Source organism: Alicyclobacillus sendaiensis NBRC 100866 (genome assembly GCF_001552675.1).
GTDB lineage: Bacteria > Bacillota > Bacilli > Alicyclobacillales > Alicyclobacillaceae > Alicyclobacillus > Alicyclobacillus sendaiensis.
In genome coordinates, this window is the sequence record NZ_BCRQ01000003.1 from 37,899 (window position 1) to 61,269 (window position 23,371).

The following is a 23,371-nucleotide window of genomic DNA, read 5'->3' on the forward strand; positions in this document are numbered from 1 at the left end:
GTGAACGACCTCTTGCCACCATGTAAAGAAACGGCAAAGACACACCATCAGGCGCGGCAGGAGGTCCATGGCCTCCTGCGCGATCAAACATCCGATGGCCCGTTTCGAAACGTCGCGGTGGCGGGCAGCGCATGCGTAGTGCTCGACGCGCGCAGCTGCCGAACCCACTCGCGAATCTCGACGGGTTCCTTGTCGGCCGCCGTGCCGCGGTCTTGGGCCTTCCCGCCGCTCCATCGCACGAGGACGTCGTGTTCCCGCCCGTCGTCGACGAGGTCGATCTCGGCCACACCCACCCCGTCGACCGTGAGCTCTTGCGCGCGCGTGCCCTCACCCTGTGCCACCCGTTCGACGCGAATCCGGTACAGCGTCGAACCGTGGCGATACCGCACCTCAAAGCCAGGCCAGTGCTTGGGAATGCACGGTTCCACGATGAGCTTGCTCCCCCGCCGCCGCACGCCGAGGATGGCCTCCAGTCCCGCCTGGTACATCCACGAGGCCGCGCCTGTGTACCACGACCAGCCGCCCTGCCCCACGTTCGGCTCGGCCGTGTAGATGTCCGCCGACATGACGTACGGTTCGTTTCCATACCGTTCCACTTCGCGCGGGGTGTCGGCGTGATGAATCGGGTTCAGCATGGAGAAGAGCTCATACGCCTCCTCTCCCCGCCCAAGCTTCGTCCACGCGATGACGCTCCAGATGACCCCGTGCGTGTACTGCCCGCCGTTTTCGCGAATGCCCGGCGGATAGCCCTGGATGTAGCCAGGGCTCGGGCGCAGGTCTCGAAACGCCGGCTGCAGCAGATGTGCCACGCCCAGGCGTCGATCCACGAGTTCCCTGTCGAACGACTCCATGGCGCGCACGGCCCGATCCGGCGGGGCGCCGCCCGAGATGACCGCCCAGGACTGCGCGATGGCGTCGATCCGGCACGCGGGCGAGGCGGCCGAGCCCAGCCACAGCCCGTCGTCCGTGATGGCGCGCCGATACCACTGTCCGTCCCATGCCGACTCATTGGCCGCTTCGAACAGCTTCTCGCGCATCGCGAGCCAGCGGCCGCGGTAGGAAGCGAGCGACGGGTGGTCGATCTCGGCCACGCGCCGCAGCACATCGGCCAAAAACCACGCCAGCCACACGCTCTCCCCCCGGCCCTTGGCGCCGACTCGGCTCAGGCCGTCGTTCCAGTCGCCGATGCCGATGAGCGGCAGGCCGTGATCGCCGAAGTGAAGCGCGCGTTCGACGGCCCGCGCCACGTGCTCCGCCAGCGTGCCTTCCGTCTGACTCCAGACGCAGTCCTCGTATCGCTCCAGTTCCCCGCCTGCAAGGGGCGCGCTCACGAGATACGGAACGCGCTCGTCGAGGATGGCCCTATCGCCCGTCGCCTCGATGTAGCGCGAGACCGCGTACGGCAGCCAGAGCAAGTCGTCCGAGAAGCGGGTGCGAATGCCTTTTCCAAGCTCCTCATGCCACCAGTGCTGCACGTCGCCTTCGAGGTACTGGTGGCGCGCCGCACGCAGGATCTGATGGCGCAGGGCGTCGGGACAGGCGTGAAGCAGCGCCAGGGCGTCCTGCAGCTGATCGCGGAAGCCAAACGCGCCGCCGGCCTGGTAGAACGCCGTGCGGGCCCAGAGGCGGCAGGCGAGGGCCTGGTACACGAGCCAGCCGTTCATCAGGATGTCGAAGGCGCGGTCCGGCGTGCGCACCTGGACGCGCGTGACAAGGTCTGACCAGAACTCGGTCACCTCGCGCAGCGCGCGGTCCGCCGCGGCTTGATGGGCTAGGCGCGCGAGGCGCGCCGCCTCGCGCTCGCCCTGCGCTGCGCCGAGGAGGATGATGACCTCCGCCTGCTCGTGCGGCCCGAGGTCGAGATCGCGCGCGAGGGCGGCACAGGGCGCCTGGGTGGGACCGTCTTCCCCGCGCCACCCGTCCCCGGCGAGCAGCGCGTCGGGCCGAGCGTACGATCCGCCGCCGAGGAAGCGCGTCTTGTCGCCGAGCCAGCCGGTGGTCTGGCCGTCGCCGCCCACGGCCAGAAAGCCCACCGCGCCGCGAAACGCCTCCTGATACCGGTTTTCCGCCGCGACGGCGTCCACACCGCGGATCTTTCGCACCACGACGAGGGGCGCCGTCGCAAACGGCTCCACGCCGAGCACCCATTCGGCGTAAGGCGCCACCCGCATGCGTCGCCGCACATCGCTTGGATTGCGAAGGCGCACCCGCATCCACTTGACGGGCTCCGCGCGATCCACGAACACCTCGAGGGCGACGAGGACGCCCCCAAAATCGCTCTCAAAGGACGTGACGCCCGGCCGGTGCGTCACCTCGTACGCACCCTCATCGCCGGCGGGCGACGGCGTGGCGCTCGCGACGATGCCGCGGTCGAGATCGGCGAGATACACAGCCTCGCCGGGTGGATCAAAGGCGGCATCGTTGTGCCAGGGCGTGAGCTTCCATTCGCGGCTGTTGCGCCACCAGGTGTAGCCGGTGCCAAGTTCCGTCACGAGCGCGCCAAAATGGGGATTGGCAAGCACGTTGGCCCACGGGCGCGGGGGCCGCAGGGAGCGCGTCACGCGCATGCGGTACGCGCGGCCGCTATCGACAAACGCCCCGTAGCCGTTCGCAAACTCTCCCTCCACCGGCCCGGCGTCGCGTGGCTCGCGCTCTGGCTCCGGCTCCAGGCGATCCGACGCCATTCTCACCGGCTCTTCGCGCCGCGTCCTCCCGCCCGTCAGTTGCGCGCCGACGCTTGGCCCACCGGCGCGCAGCGTAGCCACGGCGACGGCCTCGACGAGCGTGCGCTCGGCGCTCGACAGCTGATCCGCCTTCACCACCGCGAGCGCCGCGTCGTGCACACCTCGGCGAGCCATCTCGCTCCGGATCCGCTCGCGCATCTCGTCTCGATAGCTGGATAGGGTCTCGTCGATCACGACGAGATCGCTCGCGAAGCCCATGTGACCGAGGTACTGGGTGAGCCGGGCGAGCTTCGCGACAAACGGGACTTCGGCCGGGGAGGCGAGCCGCACGGCGACAATCGGCCTGTCGCCCGAGATCCCGTGCGCCCAGAGCCCGGACTGGCCGAGCTCGTTCTGCAGGATGGCCGCCCTGCGCTCGGGCGAAAGCGCGTGACGGGACAGAAACCGCGACAGGAGTTCCATGGCGTCCTCGACGTCGTCGGGCGAAAGGTGTAACTGGCGGAGATCGATCTGCGCGCGCATCCAGGCGAGCTGCGCCGCGCGCGATCGGGCCGCGGGGTGGCGCATTTCGAACGCGCGCTCCACGACCTCGTCTTGCGCCTCGCCGAGCGCGGTGATGACATAGAGCGCGCGCTTTTGCCCGAGCGCGAGGACCACGGTCGTGCGCAGGATGGCGGCCGGATCGGCCACCGAGCCGGCTTCACCGCGCAGGCGGTGCCAGAGCCCCCGCGGCGCGGCCAGGCTGCCGCCCCGCCCGACAAACCGCGCGCGGTGGGAGTCCCACTCGATGGGCGCCCCCTCGTCGTCCGCCACCAGGTGAAACGCCGCGTACACGCCCGGCTCGTCGTCCGATTCGGGCCTGCGCCGGGCCCAGAGCACCTGGCGCGCCTCGTCCCACCCGGTCTCGACGAACAGGCGCTGGAACGACGGGTGCGCGATGTCCGCGGAAGGCTTCGCGAGCGCGAGTTCGGCGAAGTACGTCACCTCGAGCCGGCGGACGTCTTCCCCGAGGTTCTGGAGCACGAGCCGCCGGATCTCCACGTCTCGATCCGGCGCCACGAGCACGGACCACTCGCTCTCGATACCGTCGACCACGCGCCGAAACGTCGACTTGTCCGGCCGAAACTCCGCCTCGATGTGCCCCGCGCCGCCGTGCAGAGTGGTGCGGAACATGCCGCCGCGATCGACGTCTCGCACGTACATGACCGGTCCCCGATACGGCAGGTGTGGATCCGGCCGAAAGCGCGTGACGGCGATGCCGCGCCAGGCGATCCCGCCCTCCCCGCGCGTGTCGGCGAAACTCGTCAGGCTCCCGTTGGAGATGGCGTTCCAGGCCAGCTCGTCGCCGCTTCGCCTGCGCGCGTAGACCGGTTGGTCAAAGCTCGGCGCGTGCGCGGCGTGGACGGGTTTCAGGAGCAGCGCCGGGCGCTTCGGCATGCGCTCGTACAGCATGTATTCGGCCGCCCGCACGAGCGGCAGCCGGTGAAACCGCTCCACCCACAGGTTGTGGTGCAGGTAGTTGGCGATGGCGATGAACGCCATGCCCTGGTGGTGCGCCATGAAGCTCTGCACCACCCTGTGGCGTTCGCCTGGCGGAAGCCGGCTCGCCGTGAAGTCGACGGCCTCGTAATAGCCGTACGGGCCCAAAGCCCCGAGTGTCCGCAATTGCCGGAGCGCCTCGGCCACCTGTCCCGGGGCGAAGGGGAGCGCGAGCATCGTCGCGTACGGCGCCACGACGAGGTTGCGCTCGAGGCCGCGGTCAAGCCCGAGCCCCGGCACGCCAAACGCCCGGTACTGATAGTTGAAGTCGCGATCGAACGCGTAGAACCCGCTCTCGGAAATCCCGAACGGGACGCCGCGCTCTTGCGCGTAGGCGATTTGTCTCGAGACGACGCCGCGATACGTCTCCTCCCACAGCGTCCCGGGCAGGTGGCGCATCAGAAGCGCGGGCATCAGGTACTCGAACATCGTTCCGGACCAGGACAGGAGCGGCTGATGGCGGCCCACGCGCGTCATGGTGCGGGACAGCGCAAACCAGTGAGACGCGGGCACCTGGCCGGTCGCCACGGCAAAGAAGCTCGCCTGGCGCGCCTCGGACGCGAGGAGATCGTACACGATGTTCTCGAGCTCGTTCCGATCCGCGTGAAAACCGAGCGAAAACAGCCGGAGTTCCGGGCGGTACAGCGGCTGGAAGTCCGTCTCTCGCGCGAACGCCTCCAACTCGTCCGCGAGGCGATGCGCGCGCGGCGCGACGTCCGCGCCGGCAGAAGCCCATTCGCGAAGCGCCTGGCTCAGGGCGAGCATCGCGCAGACCAGGTTGCCAGAGTCCACGGTGGAGACGTACCTCGGCGGAAGGGGCCGGAGCGTGCGCGTGTCGTACCAGTTGAACAGGTGGCCGTGCCACCGATCCAGGGACCTGAGCGTCGCCATGGTTTGCTCCAGGCGGTGCACGGCGGATTCCTTCGAGATGATTTCCAGATCTGCAGCCGCGGCGACGCACAGGAGGTAGAGCCCGATGTTGGTCGGCGACGTGCGGTGCGCAACGCGCTCCACCGGCTCAAGCTGCACGTTGTCCGGCGGCAGGTGGTGATCCTCCTCGCCGACGTACCGCTCGTAAAACTGCCACATGGCCGCGGCCACTTCGCGAAGGTGCGCGGCAAGCTCGGGGTGCGGTTCCACGCGCGTCGGATCTAGAGGCTGGGCGAGAAATCGCGCCACACCATGCGCGGGCAACCACACCAGGAGCGCGAGGGCGCTCGTCAGGACCTGTGCCCATGTGCCGAAGAGACCCGGCACCGAACACGCCAACGCAACCGCGTAACCGGCCGGCTCGTAGAGAAGAGGAGCGGGCGATCCGTCCGCGCGATCCGCGTGAGCGGACGGGATCCACTCGAGGAGCCGTCGCCTCGTGACGAGCATCCGATAGAGCGCGCGCAGGCTGGCGTCCACCTCGACCACGGCCATGAACGGCAGCGTCACGAGCATGACGAGGCTCTGCCCGAGGGCCGTCGCGGCGGACCTCCACGACCATTCGCCGGGCCGAATGGCGTCCAGTTGGCGAAGAAAGGGCAAAAAAACGGTGATGAGCACCACCGCCCCATACGCGTAGGCAGAACCGGGCAACAGTCCCGCGCTGCCGACGCCCACGAGCAGCACGAGCGCCGGATGGACCAGGCTGTGCCGGACGTGATCGACGATGTTCCAGCGGGTGAAGCCGCACAGATCGATGGGCCGCGGTTGGCCGTGCCGATCTCGACACACCCGGCGCAGCCAATACGTCAGCTGCCAGTCTCCGCGCACCCACCGGTGGGCGCGGCGCATGTAGGCGCGAAGCGTCGCAGGCTGGCTTTCCACCACCTCCACGTCCGCGACGAGCCCCGCGCGCAAAAACCCGCCTTCGAGGATGTCGTGGCTCAGAACGCGGTTGTCCGGGATGCGATGGCACAGCACGGCGTGAAACGTATCGACGTCGATGAGCCCCTTGCCGACGAACAGGCCGCGCCCGAACCAGTCCTGGTACGGGTTGGAGATGGCAAACGCGTAAGGATCCACGCCCGTCTCGCCCGACCACAGGCGCGCGAAGCGGGAGACAAGTGTGGAGCGCGGGCTCACGGCCACGGCCGGCTGGAGCACGCCGTAGCCTTGCTCGACCCGCGTCCCGCGGGCGTTGAGGCGCGGCCGGTTGTAGCGCAGGTGCATCGTGCCGACGAGGCGCTGCACGGTGCCGATGGGAAGCTCGGTGTCGAGATCGGCGGTAAACAGGTAGCGAACGGTCGACAGCGCGTCGAGCGGGCCATCTTCGACAAAGAAGGTGGTGTTCCGCGCGCCGCGCATGAGTTCGACCAGTTCGACGAGCTTCCCCCGCTTCCGCTCCCAGCCCATGTAGACCCCGTCGGCGGGGTTCAGGACGCGCCTTCGGTGGAACCAAAAGAAGCGCGCCGCTCCATACCTGCGCCGAAGCGCCTCGAGGCGCTCGCGCGCCCGGGCGAGGAGCGCCTCGTCCTCCGGCAGATGTGGCGCATCGGCGTCCCGGAAGTCCGAGAGGACCGCGAAGTACACGTTGTCGCCTCGCTGCGTCAGATAGTGAAGCTCGATTTTGTCAAACGCCTCGTCGACGTCGGACTCGCTCGCCCAGATGACGGGGAGCGCGATTAAGGTGCGCGCGTCCCCTGGGATCCCCTCGCTGAAGTCGAGGCGCAGGAGAGGCACGGGCCGAACGGCGCGGCGGATCCCCTCGTGCACGAGCGAAAGGACCCACTCGCTGACGGGAAGGGCGAGCAGGACGGCAAGGGCGAGAGTCGCCCCCAGAGGCGCGCGAAACCCGCCCGTCATCCCCTCGAGCACCGCCCACAGGATGACCGCGAACAACAGCGCGGCCGCAAGGAGATACGTGCGCAGGGGACGGCGGCGGAGCGCAATCTGTGGCACAGGCCTCGGCTTCGCGCGCTCCTTGAGCGACTGATGAAGGGCGTGCATCCCGTCGGGATCGCACAGATAATACGCGACAAACGCCTCGCGCGGCAGGTCGCTCGCGAATGTGGGCGATCCGGCCTTTTCCCAGGCCTCGCGCGCGAGCGACACGGCGGTCTCCGCGATCATCGCCTCGGGCAGGCGGAAGGCCTCGCTGAGCCAGCTGACCTGATGCGTGAGCACCTGTTGGCTCGTCGGATCGAGCCGCAGATAGTCGCCCGTAGGCTCTTCCCGCAGGCAGGACTCGACGCGGGAGATGCGGGTGGAAACGGGCTGCCAGGACATGCGCTCCAAGGCGTGCAGGCTCTGCACCAGATTGCCGATGAGCACCTGGATTTCGGCGTGCCACTCGGCTTCGTACGTCGTCAATCGCTCGATGCTGTCGGAGGAATGGGCGACGTGCGCCGCGAGCCATTCGCGCAGTTCGTGGCTGTCCGGCTCCCACTCGGACAGGTGATGCACGAGGTGCACCACTTCCACCGCGCCAAGCGCGCGCCCCTTGGCAAAGCGGTCGATGGCGCGTCGCACGGCTTCGGGCCCATCCCCCCGCTCGATCTCGTCGAGCAGTTGTGCCACGGCGCGGCACGCCTCGTACCGGTGGGCGATTTCATCGCTCGCTTCGGCGAGCCGCGTGAGCATGGCCACGCGCAAGGCGTTCGCCAACTGATGGCACTCGAGGGTCGTGAGCACCTGCACGTCTTGGTAAGCTTCCACAAAGCGGATGAGCGTGTCGGGTTCCACGCGTCCGCGCGTCACATCGAGATAGGCCGCGGCGAGGGCCACCACGCGCGGCTCTCCGTTCTCGGCCATCCTGGGTAACTTCCGCAGCACGGCGTTCGGCCACAGTCGCTCCGCCAACATCGCCTGCAGTTCGAGATAGGCGGCGTGATCGATCAACCACTCGTGCGCAGGTTCCGAACACGCCGCAGGCTCTCGCTCGAGCCTCGCGGCGAGATTCCGCACCTCGGCCACCTTTCGGCGCAGGACGGGCCAGAGATCGGCCCCCCCGCCGCGCGTCGAACTGATGTCTTGCGTCAGCGCGAATGCACGCGCGCGCCTCTCGAGCTCGGTGTCGAACGCCATAGGTCCTCCTCGTGCCGCCGTGAGTCTCGGATCGGCCATCCGCCCGAACAGATAAAACGGCAGCATATGTAACCATTCCCGTTTGAAGTCTGGATTATAAATCGGTTCGCCGCGACACAGACGGCGATGGACGTGGTAAGATGGTGTCAAAACGTTTTGGGAGGAAGGCGTATGGAAGCGTATCCACTGGGGACGCGGCGCGTCGCACAAATTGGCATCGTCGTGCGCGACATTGAAGCGGCGAGCGCCGCCTGGGCGAGACTCCTCGGCTGCGAGGTGCCGAAGTGGCACTGGACCGAGGCGTACGAGGAAGCGCGGACCGAATACGAGGGACAGCCGACCCCGGCGAGGGCCAAGCTCGCGTTTTTCCGCCTCGAGAACCTCGACATCGAGCTCATCGAGCCCGACGACCAACCGAGCACCTGGCGCGCTTGGCTCGATGAACACGGCGAGGGCGTGCATCACGTCGCATTTGAAGTCAACGACATGGCCGCGCACACCGAGGCACTGACCCAAGCGGGACTGCGGCTCATCCAGCGCGGCGAATACACCGGAGGCCGGTACGCCTATTTCGACGGCGCATCGTCCGCGCGAGCCGTGATCGAACTGTTGGAAAACGACCGCCGGTGAGGCACCTCGGGGGTGAGCTTCGCGTGGAACGGATCGAAAGCGCATTCGACATCGACTTCATCCGCGGCATGACGTTTGGCTTTGTCGGCGAGCACGGGACGTGGGGCACCGATGAGGCGCGCGCGTCGATGCGGGCGCTCGCCGACGAGCCCTTCAACTGGGTGACGCTCGCCTTCGCAGGCCTCATGGAGCACCCGGGTCATCCGGCCATTGACTTTGGGCCGCCTGCCACGGTGAGCGACGACGAAATTGCGGCGATGGCCGATCTCGCCCACCAACTCGGGCTCAAGGTATGCCTGAAGCCCACGGTTAACTGCCGAGACGGGACCTGGCGGGGCGAAATCGCCTTCGGGGACGCGCGCCAACCGGATCTCGCGTCCTGGCGTGCGTGGTTTGAGTCCTACGCCGACATGATGGCCCACTACGCGCGCCTCGCCACGCGCACGGGTTGCGAGATGTTCTGCGTCGGCTGCGAGATGACCACCGCCGAGCCGCACGAGGCCATGTGGCGCGACGTGATTGCCTGCGTGCGGAGCGAGTACGGCGGCCTCGTGACGTACAACTGCAATCATGGGCGCGAGGAGCACGTGCGGTTTTGGGACGCCGTGGACCTCATCTCCTCGAGCGCGTACTACCCCATCGACCGCTGGCGCGAACGCGTGCCGGTGCTCCGCGAGGTGGCCGAGGCGCACGGGAAGCCGCTCTTCTTCATGGAGGTGGGTTGCCCGAGCCGCGCGGGTTCCGGGGCGTGCCCGTGGGACTACCGGCATCCGGGCGCGGTCGATCTCGACGAGCAGGCGCGGTTTTACGAAGCCATGTTCTCCGCCATGCCCGACGAGCCGTGGTTCAAGGGCTACATGTTGTGGGAATGGCCGTGGAAGCTGTACCCGCGCGACAAAGCCGGCGAGGATGGAAGCTACTGCATCTACGGCAAGCCGGCCGAGGCTGTCGTCTGGCGGGCCTTCGCCGCGCGCGCATGAGGCAGCGGTGCCCTGAAAAGCCAAGGATGGGCGCATTTGCCGCCCATCCCACTGGGAGCGCGTTGCGTCACGCCGTCACGGCCATCGCCGCCCAGCGCGCCGCCCCCTGCGCCGCCTCCTCCGGGTGAGGTGCGAGCCGCACAGGGTGCCCAAACACCGCTTCCACCGCGTCGCGCAGGTGCCGGTTGACGCGAAGCGCGTTGCCCGCCCCCGCGAGCGCGCCGGCACCCTCAGACGCGCGCGGCGCGAGGCGGCCATAGCCCTCGTGGAGCTCTTCCGCCACGCCGCGCAGCACGCCCCAGGCGAAGGCCTCAGGCGTCATGCCCGAGGCGGTCCACCCTTCGACCCGCGCGCCGCCGTCGCCCCACCGCGAGCCAAAAAACGTCGGGCGCACGCGGGGAAACGGCCCGCCGCCCGATTGGCGCCACGCCGCGATGGCCTCGTCGAGCACCTCGTACGCCGAGCGCGGGGACTCGATGCCATACAGCCGGACGACGCGATCGAAAAACGCGGCCACAAGGGCGTACGCCGCGCCGCCCGCCAGCGTCGCGACAGTCGCGAGGTACAGATCCCCCAAAAACGGCCGCAGTTCGGCGCCAGGCGGCAGCTCGGGCCGTCCCCGCACGCAGACGGACACCTGAGCGCCCGTGCCGATGTTCACGAGCACGCCCCCCTCTGCCGCGCCCACCGCGCCGAGGAAGCTCGCCTGATGATCCCCCAGCGCCACGGCGACGGGAATGCCGCGGTGCTCGCCCAGCACGGCCAGATCCGGAGCCACTTCGGGCAGAAGGCCGAGATCGATCCCTGACGCCTGCAGGCCCTCCGCAGCAAACGCCCCGTTCGCGAGGTCAAAGCCGCCCATGCTGTGCGCGAGGGACGCGTGCGCGCGAGGGCGCGAACATCCTGCGAGTCGGGCGGCAAACGCGTCCGGCAGCGTGGCAAGCCTGCGCGCGCCTTGCGGCACGAGGCCGTGGTGCAGGAGCCAGGCGTGCGTCGCAAGGCCGTAGCCGGGATGCACAGGTGTGCCCGTCAGGCGAGACAGGCGCGCCGCGAACGTCTCGCCGGCCTCTGCCGCTTCACCTGCGCGCCCATCCTGCCACGTGAAGAGCGGGCTCACGGGATCAAGCTTCGCGTCCAGATACACCACGCCGTGCATCTGGCCCGTGACCCCGATGGCGGCCACGTCGGGATGCTCGGCAAGCCCCGCTTCCACCATGCGCTCGGCCAGGGCGAACATGCGCACCGCGTCCTGCAGCGACGCGAGCGGGTGATCCGCCGGCAATTGGGCGCCGTGCGGCTGAGACTGCCACCACAGGACGCGGCTCGCCGCGGCGTCGTACACCACCGCGGCGATGGAGGTCGTGCCGAGATCGATGCCAAGCGCCTTCATGACTTATCCCGCTCGCACTGGGAGCAGAGGTCGAGCTGAAGCGCAGTCTCGTCGTAGCCGATGGGCCACGGCTCTGGCCGATCCGGCCGCGAGGCGATTTCGACGTGACGCCCCTCGCGCGCCGAAAGGTGGACGGCCTCCATGATCTCGACGACGTGCAGGGCGAGATCCCCCGACGCGCGGTGCGGCCGATGGTCGCGGATGGCGAGCGCCATGTCGGCCACCGCGAGGCCGCGCCGGTTCTCCGCGAAGCCGAAGAGCGCCGGCGCGGGCGACCACGCCTCGGCGCCGCGGCGGCGCACGCGCACCGTGCCCTCAAAGTAGTTGGGATCTGGCACGGCGAGCGTCCCTTCCGTGCCGTAAATCTCGATGCGTGGCAGCTCGGAGTGCCACACGTCGAACGTGGTGACAAGCAAGCCCGTGGCCCCGCGCTCGAACTCGAGCAGGGCCTGCACGTGCGTCGGGATCTCCACCGGGATGCGTTCCCCAAATCGATTTGGGGAACCGATCACGCGCGTGGAGAAGGTGGTTTGGGCGGTCCCGGCGACGCGGCGGACGGGGCCCATCAGGTGCACGAGCGCCGTGAGGTAGTACGGGCCCATATCGAACATCGGGCCGCCCCCCGCCTGGTAGAAGAAGTCCGGATTTGGGTGCCAGCGCTCCGGCCCGTGGCTCATCATGAAAGCCGTCGCGCCGATGGGCTCGCCAATCCAGCCGTCGTCCAGGAGTTTCCGCGCGGTCTGGAGGTGGCTGCCGAGGAACGTGTCAGGCGCGGATCCAAGGCGGAGCCCGCGAGCGCGGGCGAGATCGACAAGCGCCTTGGCGTCCTCAGCGCGAAGCGCGAGAGGTTTCTCCGTGTGCACGTGCTTGCCGTGCTCCAAGGCCTGGCGCGCAAGGTCGGCGTGCGCCTTCGGGACCGTGAGGTTCAGGACGAGATCCACCTCAGGATGCGCGAGGAGTTCGTCGGGCGCGACCGCCGGGACCTGAAACTGCTCGGCCCGGGCGGCGGCCCGCGCCTGATCGAGATCCGCCACGGCCGCCACCGGAATGCCGAAGAGTTGAAGGTTCTTGAGATACACCTCGCTGATGACGCCACAGCCCATCACACCAACTCGAATCATGCCCCGTCACCCTCCCCGATTTGCTTGAGATGAAGCCAGACCGCTTGCCCGTCGCCCACCTGGCGCGGGACGATGAGGCCGTGGTGCATCAGCGCGTCGCCGCGGAAGCTTTCGCCAAGCGCCTCGCAGACATAGCGCGCCTCAGGCCGCAACCCGCGCAGGACGAGGCGCGCAGCCGGCTCCATGGGATCCGGATACGTGCAGAAGTAGGCGACGAGGGCCTCGCTGCCGTCCTCGGCCGCAAACATCCAGGCCGCCTCCGGCCCGTCAAACGGCGAGAGCAGCCGGTGAAAGTCGCCGAACTGCACAAGCTTCCGAACCTCCTTGTACCGCTCCACCGCCTGACGCGCCTCGCGCCGCTCGTCGTCCGAGAGCCGGCGCGGATCAAGCTCAAAGCCGAAATTGCCACACATCGCGACGCCCGCGCGCAGGGCGAACGGCGTGACGCGGCCCATCTGGTGATTCGGCACGGCGGACACGTGCGCGCCCATCGCGATGGGCGGATAGACGAGACTGGTGCCGTGCTGGATCTTGAGGCGGGAGACAGCATCCGTGTTGTCGCTCGTCCAGGTCTGCGGCATGTAGTGGAGCATGCCGAGATCGAACCGGCCCCCGCCCGAGGCGCAGTTTTCGAAGAGCACGTGCGGGAACCGGCGGGTGAGCGCCTCGAGGACCTCGTACAGCCCGAGCACGTAGCGGTGCGCGACCTCGCGCTGGCGCTCGGGCGGAAGCGCGGCCGATCCGACCTCTGTCATCGGCCGGTTCATGTCCCACTTGACGTAATCGACGGCCCCTTCTTGAATCACGCGGGACACGGCGTCCACCACGAAGGCGCGCACGTCCTCGCGCGTGAGATCGAGCATCAGCTGATGCCTTCGCTCCGATCTCGGCCGATCCGCCACGTGCAGACACCAGTCCGGGTGCTCGCGGTACAGCTCGCTCTTCGGCGACACCATCTCCGGCTCCATCCAGATGCCGAAGCGAAGCCCAAGCGCGTGAATGCGATCCGCCAGCCGACGAAGACCGCCCGGCAGCTTGCGCGGGTGCGGCCACCAGTCGCCGAGCGACGTGGTGTCATCGTCGCGCTGGCCGAACCAGCCGTCGTCGAGCACGAACAGCTCCACGCCGAGATCGCGCGCCTGCTCTGCGATCTCGACGAGATCGCCCTCGTCAAACTGGAAATACGTCGCTTCCCAGCTGTTGAGGAGCACGGGGCGAACGGCGTCGCGATGCGTCCCTCGGCACAACCGCTTTCGTATGGCGCGGTGAAACGTGCGCGACATGGCGCCGAAACCCTCGTCCGAGTAGACGAGCGCGGCCTCGGGCGCGACGAACCGCTCGCCGGGCTCGAGGCGCCAGGAGAAGTCGGCGGGATGAATGCCGATTTGCGCCCGCACGCTCTGCCGCATCGGCTCCATCTCGCACGCGCCGAGAAAATTGCCGCTGTACACGAGGGCGAACGCGCGAACCTCGCCGCTCGATTCGCTCGCACCGGGCGCCGCCAGGGCGAAGAAGGGATTGTGCTTGTGCCCGCTTAAGCCGGCGCGGCTCATGATCTCGTGCCGCCCGGGTGACACCGGCGTCCGCTCGATGAACCGCTCCCGGATCCAGGCGCCGGACAGTTGGACGAAATCCGCGTGCTTGAGGTCGAGATCGACCGACGCGGAAAGCGCCCGGCGCAGGACGAGCACCTCTGCCCCGGCGTTCTCGAAGCGCGCGTGCCGGCAGAGGAGATCGAAGTCGCGGTAGACGGTGTAGGAGAGGATGACGCGCAGCGAGATGGCGGGATCGACCAAGGAAATCTCGAGCGTGTCGGCTTCGAAATCGGATTCGACGTAAAACGAGGGCAGGCCCGGAAGGGGCGGCTTGCCAGGCAGGATCCGGTGCGACTCGTACACGAGCTGGGACGCATGGCTGCCCGAAGGCTGCAGGACCTCGTAGGCGGGATCGCGGTGATCACCCGTCCCATACGCGGGGTACTCGAGCCGAAGCGAGCCGACGTCGGCGGCGCGCATGTGCGCCGGACGCGCGTCGAGCCGCTCGCTCGCGCGGGCGAGGCGGAGCAGATCCAAGGCGTCGTTGAGCCTTGCGCCCCAGTAGAGGTGTTCCAGGAGTCCGTCCTGACGGACGCGCATGGCGTAGCTCGATCTCGGCGTCGTCAGGTGAAACAGGCGCTCATTCGCGTCAAAGAGGATGGGCATCGAAGGTCTTCCTTTCCACGTCGAAACAGCCTAGCCCTGTGGGCATGCCGTGGGGCGCATGCTTGCGGTGGGCGGGATGGCCCCTCACAGCTTTGCGACCTCATCCCGCCAGTGGTAGATGGGTTGCCAGCCAAGCATCTCCTTCGCCTTGCGGTTGGCGAGGAGGGTCTCGTAGCCGTTTGGATTTACGCGAATGTCGGTGACCTCGGGGTAGCACGCCGCGAGCAGTTCGCCGTTCGTCAAATCCATGCTGGTCCAATCGGCGGCGATGTTGAGCTTGACGCATCCGAGGCCGTCCTTCTCCACGGCCAGCCGGTACGCCACCGCCGCGTCGCGCGCATCGATGTACGACCAGAGGATATTCTTGCGCACCTCCGGCTTTTTGATGAAGTCAGGAAAGTTTCTGTACATCTCTGGCGCAATGACGTTGCCGAGCCGGAACGACACAATCTGCATGCCGTAGCGCCGGTGGAGCGTCTCCGCGGTCAGCTCGTTGACCACCTTCGACAGGCCATAGGCGTCCTGTGGGAGCTGAGGATGCTCCTCGTCGACAGGCACGTACTTCGGCGCAAACGGATGTTTGGCGAACACGAGTCCATACGAAGATTCACTGGACGTGATGACGGCCTTCCGAATGCCGAGCGATCCCGCCGCCTCGAGCACGTTGTACGTCGACACGGTGTTGAGGGCGAACGTGGCCGCATCCGTGCGGATGCCGACGCGCGGCAGTGCGGCGAGGTGGACCAAGGCGTCGGCGCCCTGAAGGACCTGATAACAATCGCCAAGGTCCGTGAGGTCGGCGAGGAGCGTGGGGCACAGCTCCTCTGCGGGCGGGCGCGTATCGACGTTCAACACGTCGTAGCCCGCGCTCAAAAACTCGCGAATGACCCATGGGCCGAGCAGGCCGCTTCCTCCGGTGATGACCACGCGCATGGGGACATACCTCCTGTTCACGACTGAAATGCCATCATGTCTGCAAAGCGAATGACAACGCCTTCATTGTACACCAAGTGTGGACGCGCGGACGCGCATGAAACGCCCAATCGAGGAGAGGATGTGTTCAAGAGCGTGCGGAAGGAGTGCGATGGGATGGACGCGTTTCACCGTGAGATGACGCGCATCCGCGAGCGCGGGGACGAGACAAACGTCAAGACGCACGTCGTGATGAGCGACACCGAATGCAAAGAAGAGGCCGTTCGGCTGTTCAACGACATCGCCAAGGCCATTCACGAAGGCGATTCCGCCCTCGAGGCGAAGGTCGTGACCACCGAGTCTGTCGAGCTCGTGGTGGCCTTTCTCAACTCGCACTTCTACAGCCCGCGCTTCAAAGTGGTGGCGAAATACAAGAACGGGGTGTTCGACGTTCGAGCGAAGGACGACTTTTGGACGCAGGCCCCAGATGAAAACGGCCTCTGGGCCGATTGGCGGGACGAGGAGAAGCTCTACCACGGCGAGTTTTCCGAGCCCAAGATGCGAACCGCCGTCGAGAACGCTTTTCTGGGCTGGTATCAGCGCATGAAGGATAATGGAAACGCCGGCCTCGCTCCGCTGTGAGGCCGGCCGGCGCGCCATGTCACCGGTGACCGCCAAACGCCCGTCTGTCCCGCGCGGAGGCGAGGGCGTGGCGCGGAACGCCCACCCACGCGCCAAACGCGCGTGCGGCGTCGAGATCCCCGGCAAATGTCCGCTCGACGTGAATCTCGGTGATCAGGTACGACCACGTGGACTCCGCACCGCGGTTCAGGTTGGGCCCCTGCGGCGTCAGGCCGTCGCAGCAACTGCCGTCGGCCGGATCGGCCATGGGCACCCCTTTGTCGTTCTCACCGTAAAACCAGCGCTGGCACTCGGCCACAAGCCGCCGATAAGCCGCGTCGCCCGTCGCCCGCCAGGCCGACTCGCACGCCACGGCGAGCCCCGCGATCTCGAGCGGCTGCTGGTCCCACACGGCTGTGAACCCGGGCGCCGCGAAGCCGCGGTTGCCGATGGGCCGAAGCCACCCCTCGGGCGCGCGCATGCGGGCGAGGAGTCCGTGCAGCGAGGTTTCCGCGACGTCTCTCCATCGGGCCTCGCCGGTGATCGCATAGGCCTCGAAGAGCGCCCACGGCATGACTGCGTTGTCGTACGTCATGCGCTCCTCAAACCAAGGCCAATCGGCGCGGGCGTGCACTTCGAACCTCGACACGAGATCGCGCGCACCGCGTTCCATGACGCCCGGCAGGCGCTGACGCACAAAGGCCCAGAACTCGGGCGCCGCGCCTTCGGAAAGCTCCGCGGCCTCGGCGTGGCGCAACAGCCTTGCAGCTGCTGCCACCACGTGGGCGACGCCGCGCGTGTGCGTCAGGCCGAAAGCCGCCTCGAGTCCCCTGCGAAGCACTTGCGCGTAGGCCGTCAGGCGCGCCGGATCTCGCTCCTCGCACATCCCTGCCGCGAGCGCGTATACGGAGCGCCCCTGACAGTCGTCCGACGGCAACTCCAGCTCAAAGCGGCGATCATACGACACATTGTTGTGGAACCAGCCGTCTGGCTTCTGAACCCAGGCCAAGAACGCGAAGTAGATGTCGATGAGCCGCGCGAGATCGGCCGCCTCCGCCTCCAGGCCCCGCTCGCGGGCGTAGTGGAGCCACTCGTACGCGAGCCAGAGAGCCCGCGCGTTGTCGTCCGTGGAGTATCCTTCCTGGCGGCGAGGAATGCGGCCAATCGCGTGCTCAATGAGCCCTGTGTCGTCGGTCATCCTGCGCAGGTGATCCAGGGAAACCGGCAGCCCATCAGTGTGCGATGACCGCAAATCCCTTCACCCCCGATGCGCGACGGCGAGCCTGCAGGGCGACATCGTGGAACAACTGCCAATGGCGCTCGCCCACGCGCGGCCACGTCATGTCTGCGCCAATGGCCGAGATCCGCTCGGCGTACTTCGCGCGCTTCTCGGGATTCGTCAGGACCTCCACGGCCCGCTCCGCCCACGCGCGCGTGTCCCCATACGGCACGAGCAGCTCCGGCACGTCCTTGAGCAGGTCGCGCGCGTACGCGTACGGCGTCGTCAGCACGACCTGCCCCATGCCGACCGCGTAGGCCAACGTCCCGCTCGTGATCTGCTCCATATTCGGATACGGCGTCACGTAGAGATCCGCCGCCGTGATGAGATCCACGATGTCCGCCTCGGACATGTATCGGTTCAGCATGACGACGTGATCGTCGATGCCGAGCGCGTGAATCCGCCGAACCAGCGATTCGCGGTACGCCTCACCTTCGCGCTTGACAATTTCTGGGTGAGTTTGGCCGGCAATGACATAGAGCGCGTTCGGAACCTCGCGCACGATGTCCGGCATCGCATCCAACATGAACTCAATGCCCTTGCTCGGACCCAAGAGCCCAAATGTGACGATCACGGCCCGGTCCTGCCAACCAAACCGCTTGCGCAACTCGGCGCGCGGCGTCACGGACCGCACCGGGGTCCCGTGAGGGAGATAATGGATTTTCGACGGCGAGATGCCGAATGCTTCGACGAGATACTCGATGGCCTGGCGATTCATCACGACGATGCGGTCGCTTCGCTCGGCAATTTCCTTCTGCACTTCTCGATACGGCGACATGGGCTTTCGAAATACGGTGTGAAATGTCGTCACGAGCGGTTTGTGAAGCGCGTCGATGAAGTCGAGGATGTACGCCCCTGCTTCGCCGCCAAAGATGCCGAACTCGTGCTGCAGCGAGACGACACCGATTCGGCTTTCGTTCACCCGCCGAGCGATGCGCGCGTAATCCCGGCGCTCGTCGCGGCGCAAAAACCAGTACGAGCGGTTGTAGTTCTTCACGTCCTCATCCGGGCCCAACATGGCGATGACCTGGTCGGCCGCGGACGATCCCGCCGCACGGCGAACGCTCTGGCGCAAATGGTGGGTGTATGTGGCAAGTCCGCATTTGCGGGGGACATAGGTGCTGACATATCCGATTTCCAACGTCATGCACGCGCCACCTCCTGTGTGCTGTCTGGCTCCAATTCGCGACGAATTCCGACAAGTGACTGTGCGCGAGTACCTGCGACTAGGATGTGTAAAAGAAGCGCAGGGAGAGCAGATCACGGACACACCGCGGTGGAACGTCATGGAGTACGAGAGGGCAACACCCTGTTAGCACTCGTTGAAGTCGGCTGCTAATATTGTAATCCCACTGACCACTTGTCGCAACGCCGCTCCCACCCCCCACGTTTGCCGCATCATCGAGCCAGCCCGTACGCGGCTCGCCGCACGGCGCATTCTGGCATACCCACTCCACGTTTTCAGCAGGGCCCAACCGCACATCGGTTTTCTCCCTACCTCTTCCTTCATTTTATCAGAATCCATAGGAAATATCCACTAGAATTGCAGAACGGAGCGGCTCGCCGGCGCAAACCGCTCCATTCCGCGCCAAGAGAAGCATATAGATTCCATTCGACATCGCGCGGCTCACCCGTCACGGCAGCGCGGCGCTCGCCGCCGCGCGCCCGGCGCGCGGAGCGTGGAACTGGACCTCGACGAGATCGCCAGGCGCGCCACGAATCACCCACTCCACGTGCGCGCGCTGATGAACGGGAAGCCGCCACGCGCCGTGAAACCCATAGCCATCCAGGTGACAGAGCTCACACGGCGACGTGCCAGCCAGGACCTCCGATGCCCCGTGCAGTTCGGCCCGGATGCCGCCGAGCGCGAGATCGCGCCCCTTCTTCGTGCTCGTCGTCGGCAAAAAGCCCGCGTTCGCCACCTCCGCGACGACGCGGTACACGCCTTCCGCCACCGGTTCGACGGACAGGCCCGCCACCACCAGGCGCGCCGTCGAAAGCCCCAGCCTCGTGAGGAACCTGGCGACGCGATCGCACTCTTCCTCAAGCAGAGCGGGCGGCGGATTCTGAACCACAAACTTCGGATCCATCCCGCCGATCTCGACGCGCCCGAAGTCGGGGTGGTCAAACGGCGTCCACGGCGTGTACGCCTCCGGAAACTCGCGAGCCACGTAGTCAATGACCTTGCGCTCGTCCTCCAGCCGCTCCTCCGCGGTGAGCGCAAGCATTTTGCGCATGCCGATCTCGCCATATCCTCGCGCTCCCGCCCGGCGGCGCAGATCCCAGAGCTCCACCGTGAAGCTCAGCACGCCCAGGTGGTCGTACATCCAGTCGTCCGCTGCACCGGGCATCAAAACCGTCTCGTGGCCGGTCGCGAACTTCTCGTAGTTGGAGCCCGAGAAGTATCCCGTCTCGCGCTCGCCCATCCGCGCGACCTCCGTGAAGAGCGCGCGATCGAGCGGAGACAAGACCGTGTCGTCGCCGGTCGACGGCTGGCGCAGGATGACGCCGCCCGACGTGTGCAGGGCCGCATACGCCGCGATGTTCGGGTGCGCCTGGATAAAATCGGCGAGCGCGCGCAGCTCCGGCTCCGACAGCGGAAACGGCCCGGCCCCCGGCTGGCCGCTCTCCCCAGCCCAGCGGATGGGAAAGTTTCGGTTGAAATCCATGCCGTGCAGGCGCACCTCGTGCGCGGAGGACACCGCTGGCCGCGTTCCGCCCTGCGCTCGACGCGCGATCCGGCCCTCCGGAAAGAGGTGGTAATACGCGCCCCCCACTTCACCCGGCTGCCGCGGCCGCATGAGGCGCGGGTCGATCTCGTCGACGGCGTACGCCCCGTCCTCCGCAGGCACGCGCATCCACAGAATCCGCCCGTCCCCGTTGACATCATCTTCGACAAAGCCGTCTGGCGGCGATGTGTGCGGGTACAGGTGCGGGCTCGAGCGCAGCCTGACGGGTGTAGTGAGATACAGCTCCGCGCCGTCGACCGCGATGCGCGGGATGGCGTAGACGGTGCGCGTCCGCAGCAGCTCGCGCACGGCCGGATCGCTATCGCGGGCTTCCACCAAGCACTCAAGCCAATACACGACGGCGCTCGACGCACAGACCTCGCCGGCGTGAATGTTGCCGTCGACCAGGAGGGCCGGCTTGTCGAGGGGCGATCCCGTCGCCAGATCCGTCACCGTGACCGCGAGCAAATCTCGCCCCTCGCGGCTCTTCCCCATGATCTCCACCCGCACGAGGTCCGGCGCCCGATCAGCGAGTTGGTGCAAGCGATGCACAAGTTGTGCGTAGGTCATGTAGGCCGCCGTCGGCATGCGCCTCACCCCCTCGGCCGCCCTCGGGACGCGTCCAACTCGAACGACGTCTTGTGCAGGCGGACGTTCGGATTTTTGTCCAAGAGCCACTGCATCGCGAACTCAGTCTGGAACAAGAGCACCGTGCGCCCGTCGCGATCACGCACCACAAGCGTCGCGTATCGGTCGAACTGAAGGTGCTCGACGGGCTCGTCGGACTCGAGCCAGCGGGCGAACTGGTACGGCAGGCGGATCATCTCCACGTCGACGCCGTACTCGTGTTTCATGCGATAGACGAACACGTCGAACTGGAGCTGGCCCACGGCGCCGAGGATCAGATCCTCCGTGCGGTTGGCCTGGCGAAAGACCTGCACAGCGCCCTCTTCCGACAGTTCGGCGATTCCTTTGTGAAATTGCTTGTACTTCATCGCGTTGGGCACCGAGACCCGCGCGAAGTGCTCCGGCGAAAACGAGGGCAGCGGCGGAAATTCCACGCTGCCTCGTTCAGCGAGCGTGTCGCCGATGCGGAACAGCCCAGGGTCGTGGATGCCGATGATGTCGCCGGCGTAGGCCTCGTCGACGGTCTCGCGCTCCTGCCCAAAAAACTGCTGCGGCTGCGTGAGGGCGAGGCGCTTGCCGGTGCGCACGTGCGTCACCGTCATGCCGCGCGCGAACTTGCCCGAGCAGATGCGGACAAAGGCGACGCGGTCGCGGTGCGCAGGATTCATGTTGGCCTGAATTTTGAAGACGAAACCGGTGAAGACGGGATCGTCCGGGCGCACCACGCCGTCGAGGGTTTCGCGCGGGCCGGGCGCGGGCGCGAGTCGGATGAACGATTCAAGAAACGACGCGACGCCGAAGTTGGCAATCGCGCTGCCGAAGTACATCGGCGTCAGCTTCCCTTGCCGGACGAGATCCGCATCGAAGGGGTCTCCCGCGACATCGAGCAGTTCGATGTCGTCCTTGAGCTTTCGCCAGAGGGTTTCGCCGAGCGCCTCCGCGAGGGCCGGATCGTTCACGTCCGGCACCTCGAGAGACGTCATGTCCTCTCCCCGCGTCGTGAAGCGCTCGAACCGGCCCTCCATGCGGTGATAGATGCCCTGAAAGTCGGGACCCATGCCGATGGGCCAGGTGACCGGGCAGGAGCGGATCCCGAGCACGCGCTCAATTTCTTCCATGAGCTCGAATGGATCTTTGCCGTGGCGGTCGAGCTTGTTGATAAACGTGAAAATGGGGATGCCGCGCATCCGGCAGACCTCGAACAGCTTGATGGTCTGCGGCTCCACGCCCTTCGCCGCGTCGATGAGCATGACCGCGCTGTCGGCCGCCGCGAGCGTGCGGTACGTGTCCTCGCTAAAATCTTCGTGGCCCGGCGTGTCGAGCAGGTTCAGCCGACACCCCATGTAGTCGAACTGCAGCACGGTCGAGGTGACCGAAATGCCGCGCTGCTTCTCAATCTCCATCCAGTCGCTCGTCGCATGCCGCCGCGCCTTGCGCCCCTTGACGGCGCCCGCCTCGCGGATGGCGCCGCCGAACAGGAGCAACTTCTCGGTCAGCGTCGTCTTGCCCGCGTCCGGGTGCGAGATGATGGCAAACGTTCGCCGATTCGCGTAGCGCGAGCCCTCGTCGAGGAGCGCCTCCTGACTTCGCAGTTCCACGGACATCCTTCACCGCGCCCCTTTCATCCGATGTGATGAACCGGTCTGCGTCACTGATGGCCCAGGACCGGGTGCGGCACGTAGTTTTCCTCGAGCAGGGCGATCTCGTCGGGCGTCAGCTGCAACTCCAGCGCCGCCACGGCGTCCTCCAGGTGGTGGAGCTTAGTCGCCCCGATGATGGGCGCCGTCACGAACGGCTTCGACAGCACCCACGAAAGCGCCACCTGCGCCATGGGCACGCCGCGGCGCGTGGCCACCTCCTTCACCCGTTCGACAATGCGCCTGTCGCTCTCCTCCGTCAGCGCGTACAGCTTCCTCCCGAACTCGTCTGTCTCCGATCTCGCCGTGCGCGTATCCCAGTCCCGCGTCAGCCGGCCGCGCGCGAGCGGACTCCACGGGATGACGCCAATGCCATCCGCCTGACAGAGCGGCATCATCTCCCGCTCTTCCTCTCGATACAGGAGATTGTAGTAGTTCTGCATCGAGACGAACTTCGTCCACCCGTGCAATTCGGCGGCGTGCTGCAGCTTCAAAAACTGCCACGCGTACATTGACGAAGCGCCGATGTACCGCGCCTTGCCCGCCTTGACCACGTCGTGCAAGGCCTCCATCGTCTCCTCAACCGGCGTGTTCGGATCAAACCGATGGATCTGGTACAAGTCCACGTAATCCGTGCCCAAGCGCCGCAGGCTGGCGTCAATGGCTTCCATGATGTGTTTGCGCGACAGACCACCGCCGTTCGGCCCCGGGCGCATGCGCCCGTGCACCTTGGTGGCGATCACGACCTCGTCCCGCCGGACGAAGTCCCGCAGCGCGCGGCCCAAGATCTCCTCGCTGGCGCCGAGCGAGTACACGTTCGCCGTGTCGAAGAAGTTGATGCCGAGATCGAGCGCCCTGCGGATAAAGGGGCGCGCCTCCTCCTCCCGCAGCACCCACGGGTGCGTACCGCGCTCCGGATCCCCATAGCTCATGCAGCCGAGGCAAATGCGAGAAACCTCAAGCCCCGTCTTGCCGAGGCGCACGTACTGCATCTGCGCTCACTCCTC

General features: G+C 67.0%; 13 protein-coding genes. 3 read left to right on the forward strand and 10 right to left on the reverse strand.

The window, feature by feature from the left end; all coding sequences use genetic code 11:
* Nucleotides 1-83: 83 nt before the first annotated feature.
* On the reverse strand, nt 84-8,237 hold the full coding sequence (locus AS26_RS01225; protein ID WP_062305482.1) for a GH36-type glycosyl hydrolase domain-containing protein: 8,154 nt from the start codon (nt 8,235-8,237) through the stop codon (nt 84-86).
* 171 nt (nt 8,238-8,408) lie between these two features.
* Between AS26_RS01225 and AS26_RS01230 the strand changes: the two genes are divergently transcribed.
* Entirely contained in the window at nt 8,409-8,867 is a 459-nt protein-coding gene (locus AS26_RS01230) for a VOC family protein (RefSeq protein WP_062305484.1), read from the forward strand.
* A gap of 23 nt (nt 8,868-8,890) precedes the next feature.
* Nucleotides 8,891-9,847 carry a glycoside hydrolase family 113 gene (locus AS26_RS01235; RefSeq protein WP_062305485.1) on the forward strand — a complete coding sequence of 319 codons (957 nt, stop codon included), beginning with the start codon at nt 8,891-8,893 and terminating at the stop codon, nt 9,845-9,847.
* Nucleotides 9,848-9,914: 67 nt separating this feature from the next.
* On the opposite strand, the gene AS26_RS01240 is transcribed toward AS26_RS01235, so the two are convergent.
* The 4 genes from AS26_RS01240 to AS26_RS01255 all read right to left on the reverse strand — a co-directional run bounded on the left by AS26_RS01240 (nt 9,915) and on the right by AS26_RS01255 (nt 15,492).
* Nucleotides 9,915-11,237, reverse strand: a complete 1,323-nt coding sequence (locus AS26_RS01240) for a sedoheptulokinase (RefSeq protein ID WP_062305487.1) — start codon at nt 11,235-11,237, stop codon at nt 9,915-9,917.
* Nucleotides 11,234-12,358, reverse strand: a complete 1,125-nt coding sequence (locus tag AS26_RS01245; protein ID WP_062305489.1) for a Gfo/Idh/MocA family protein — start codon at nt 12,356-12,358, stop codon at nt 11,234-11,236. Before AS26_RS01245 ends, AS26_RS01240 begins: the two co-directional genes overlap by 4 nt.
* Complete coding sequence (locus AS26_RS01250; protein ID WP_062305490.1) at nt 12,355-14,559, reverse strand: alpha-galactosidase; 2,205 nt, start codon at nt 14,557-14,559, stop codon at nt 12,355-12,357. The genes AS26_RS01245 and AS26_RS01250 overlap by 4 nt, the downstream gene beginning before the upstream one ends.
* Before the next feature lie 84 nt (nt 14,560-14,643).
* Nucleotides 14,644-15,492 carry an NAD-dependent epimerase/dehydratase family protein gene (locus AS26_RS01255; protein WP_062305492.1) on the reverse strand — a complete coding sequence of 283 codons (849 nt, stop codon included), beginning with the start codon at nt 15,490-15,492 and terminating at the stop codon, nt 14,644-14,646.
* Between the two features lie 156 nt (nt 15,493-15,648).
* Here AS26_RS01255 and AS26_RS01260 point away from each other — a divergent pair, with 156 nt between their 5' ends.
* Complete coding sequence (locus tag AS26_RS01260; RefSeq protein ID WP_062305532.1) at nt 15,649-16,113, forward strand: hypothetical protein; 465 nt, start codon at nt 15,649-15,651, stop codon at nt 16,111-16,113.
* A gap of 19 nt (nt 16,114-16,132) precedes the next feature.
* Here AS26_RS01260 and AS26_RS01265 read toward each other — a convergent pair whose 3' ends face one another.
* From AS26_RS01265 to AS26_RS01285, 5 genes are all read right to left on the reverse strand, one after another.
* Nucleotides 16,133-17,344, reverse strand: a complete 1,212-nt coding sequence (locus AS26_RS01265; RefSeq protein ID WP_062305493.1) for a hypothetical protein — start codon at nt 17,342-17,344, stop codon at nt 16,133-16,135.
* On the reverse strand, nt 17,325-18,518 hold the full coding sequence (locus AS26_RS01270) for a glycosyltransferase family 4 protein (protein WP_062305494.1): 1,194 nt from the start codon (nt 18,516-18,518) through the stop codon (nt 17,325-17,327). The genes AS26_RS01265 and AS26_RS01270 overlap by 20 nt, the downstream gene beginning before the upstream one ends.
* Before the next feature lie 487 nt (nt 18,519-19,005).
* On the reverse strand, nt 19,006-20,688 hold the full coding sequence (locus AS26_RS01275) for a M14 family metallopeptidase (RefSeq protein WP_245629541.1): 1,683 nt from the start codon (nt 20,686-20,688) through the stop codon (nt 19,006-19,008).
* Nucleotides 20,689-20,693: 5 nt separating this feature from the next.
* The gene (locus AS26_RS01280) at nt 20,694-22,331 is read right to left on the reverse strand and encodes a peptide chain release factor 3 (RefSeq protein WP_062305497.1); all 1,638 of its coding nucleotides are present in this window, start codon (nt 22,329-22,331) and stop codon (nt 20,694-20,696) included.
* Between the two features lie 44 nt (nt 22,332-22,375).
* On the reverse strand, nt 22,376-23,356 hold the full coding sequence (locus AS26_RS01285) for an aldo/keto reductase (RefSeq protein WP_062305499.1): 981 nt from the start codon (nt 23,354-23,356) through the stop codon (nt 22,376-22,378).
* Nucleotides 23,357-23,371 lie beyond the last annotated feature (15 nt).

Coding starts and splice junctions, on each gene's coding strand:
- AS26_RS01225 (WP_062305482.1), bottom strand. CDS start 8,237: ATGGCGTTCGACACCGAGCTCGAGAGGCGCGCGCGTGCATTCGCGCTG.
- AS26_RS01230 (WP_062305484.1), top strand. CDS start 8,409: ATGGAAGCGTATCCACTGGGGACGCGGCGCGTCGCACAAATTGGCATC.
- AS26_RS01240 (WP_062305487.1), bottom strand. CDS start 11,237: ATGAAGGCGCTTGGCATCGATCTCGGCACGACCTCCATCGCCGCGGTG.
- AS26_RS01245 (WP_062305489.1), bottom strand. CDS start 12,358: ATGATTCGAGTTGGTGTGATGGGCTGTGGCGTCATCAGCGAGGTGTAT.
- AS26_RS01250 (WP_062305490.1), bottom strand. CDS start 14,559: ATGCCCATCCTCTTTGACGCGAATGAGCGCCTGTTTCACCTGACGACG.
- AS26_RS01255 (WP_062305492.1), bottom strand. CDS start 15,492: ATGCGCGTGGTCATCACCGGAGGAAGCGGCCTGCTCGGCCCATGGGTC.
- AS26_RS01260 (WP_062305532.1), top strand. CDS start 15,649: ATGGACGCGTTTCACCGTGAGATGACGCGCATCCGCGAGCGCGGGGAC.
- AS26_RS01270 (WP_062305494.1), bottom strand. CDS start 18,518: ATGACGTTGGAAATCGGATATGTCAGCACCTATGTCCCCCGCAAATGC.
- AS26_RS01275 (WP_245629541.1), bottom strand. CDS start 20,688: ATGCCGACGGCGGCCTACATGACCTACGCACAACTTGTGCATCGCTTG.
- AS26_RS01280 (WP_062305497.1), bottom strand. CDS start 22,331: ATGTCCGTGGAACTGCGAAGTCAGGAGGCGCTCCTCGACGAGGGCTCG.
- AS26_RS01285 (WP_062305499.1), bottom strand. CDS start 23,356: ATGCAGTACGTGCGCCTCGGCAAGACGGGGCTTGAGGTTTCTCGCATT.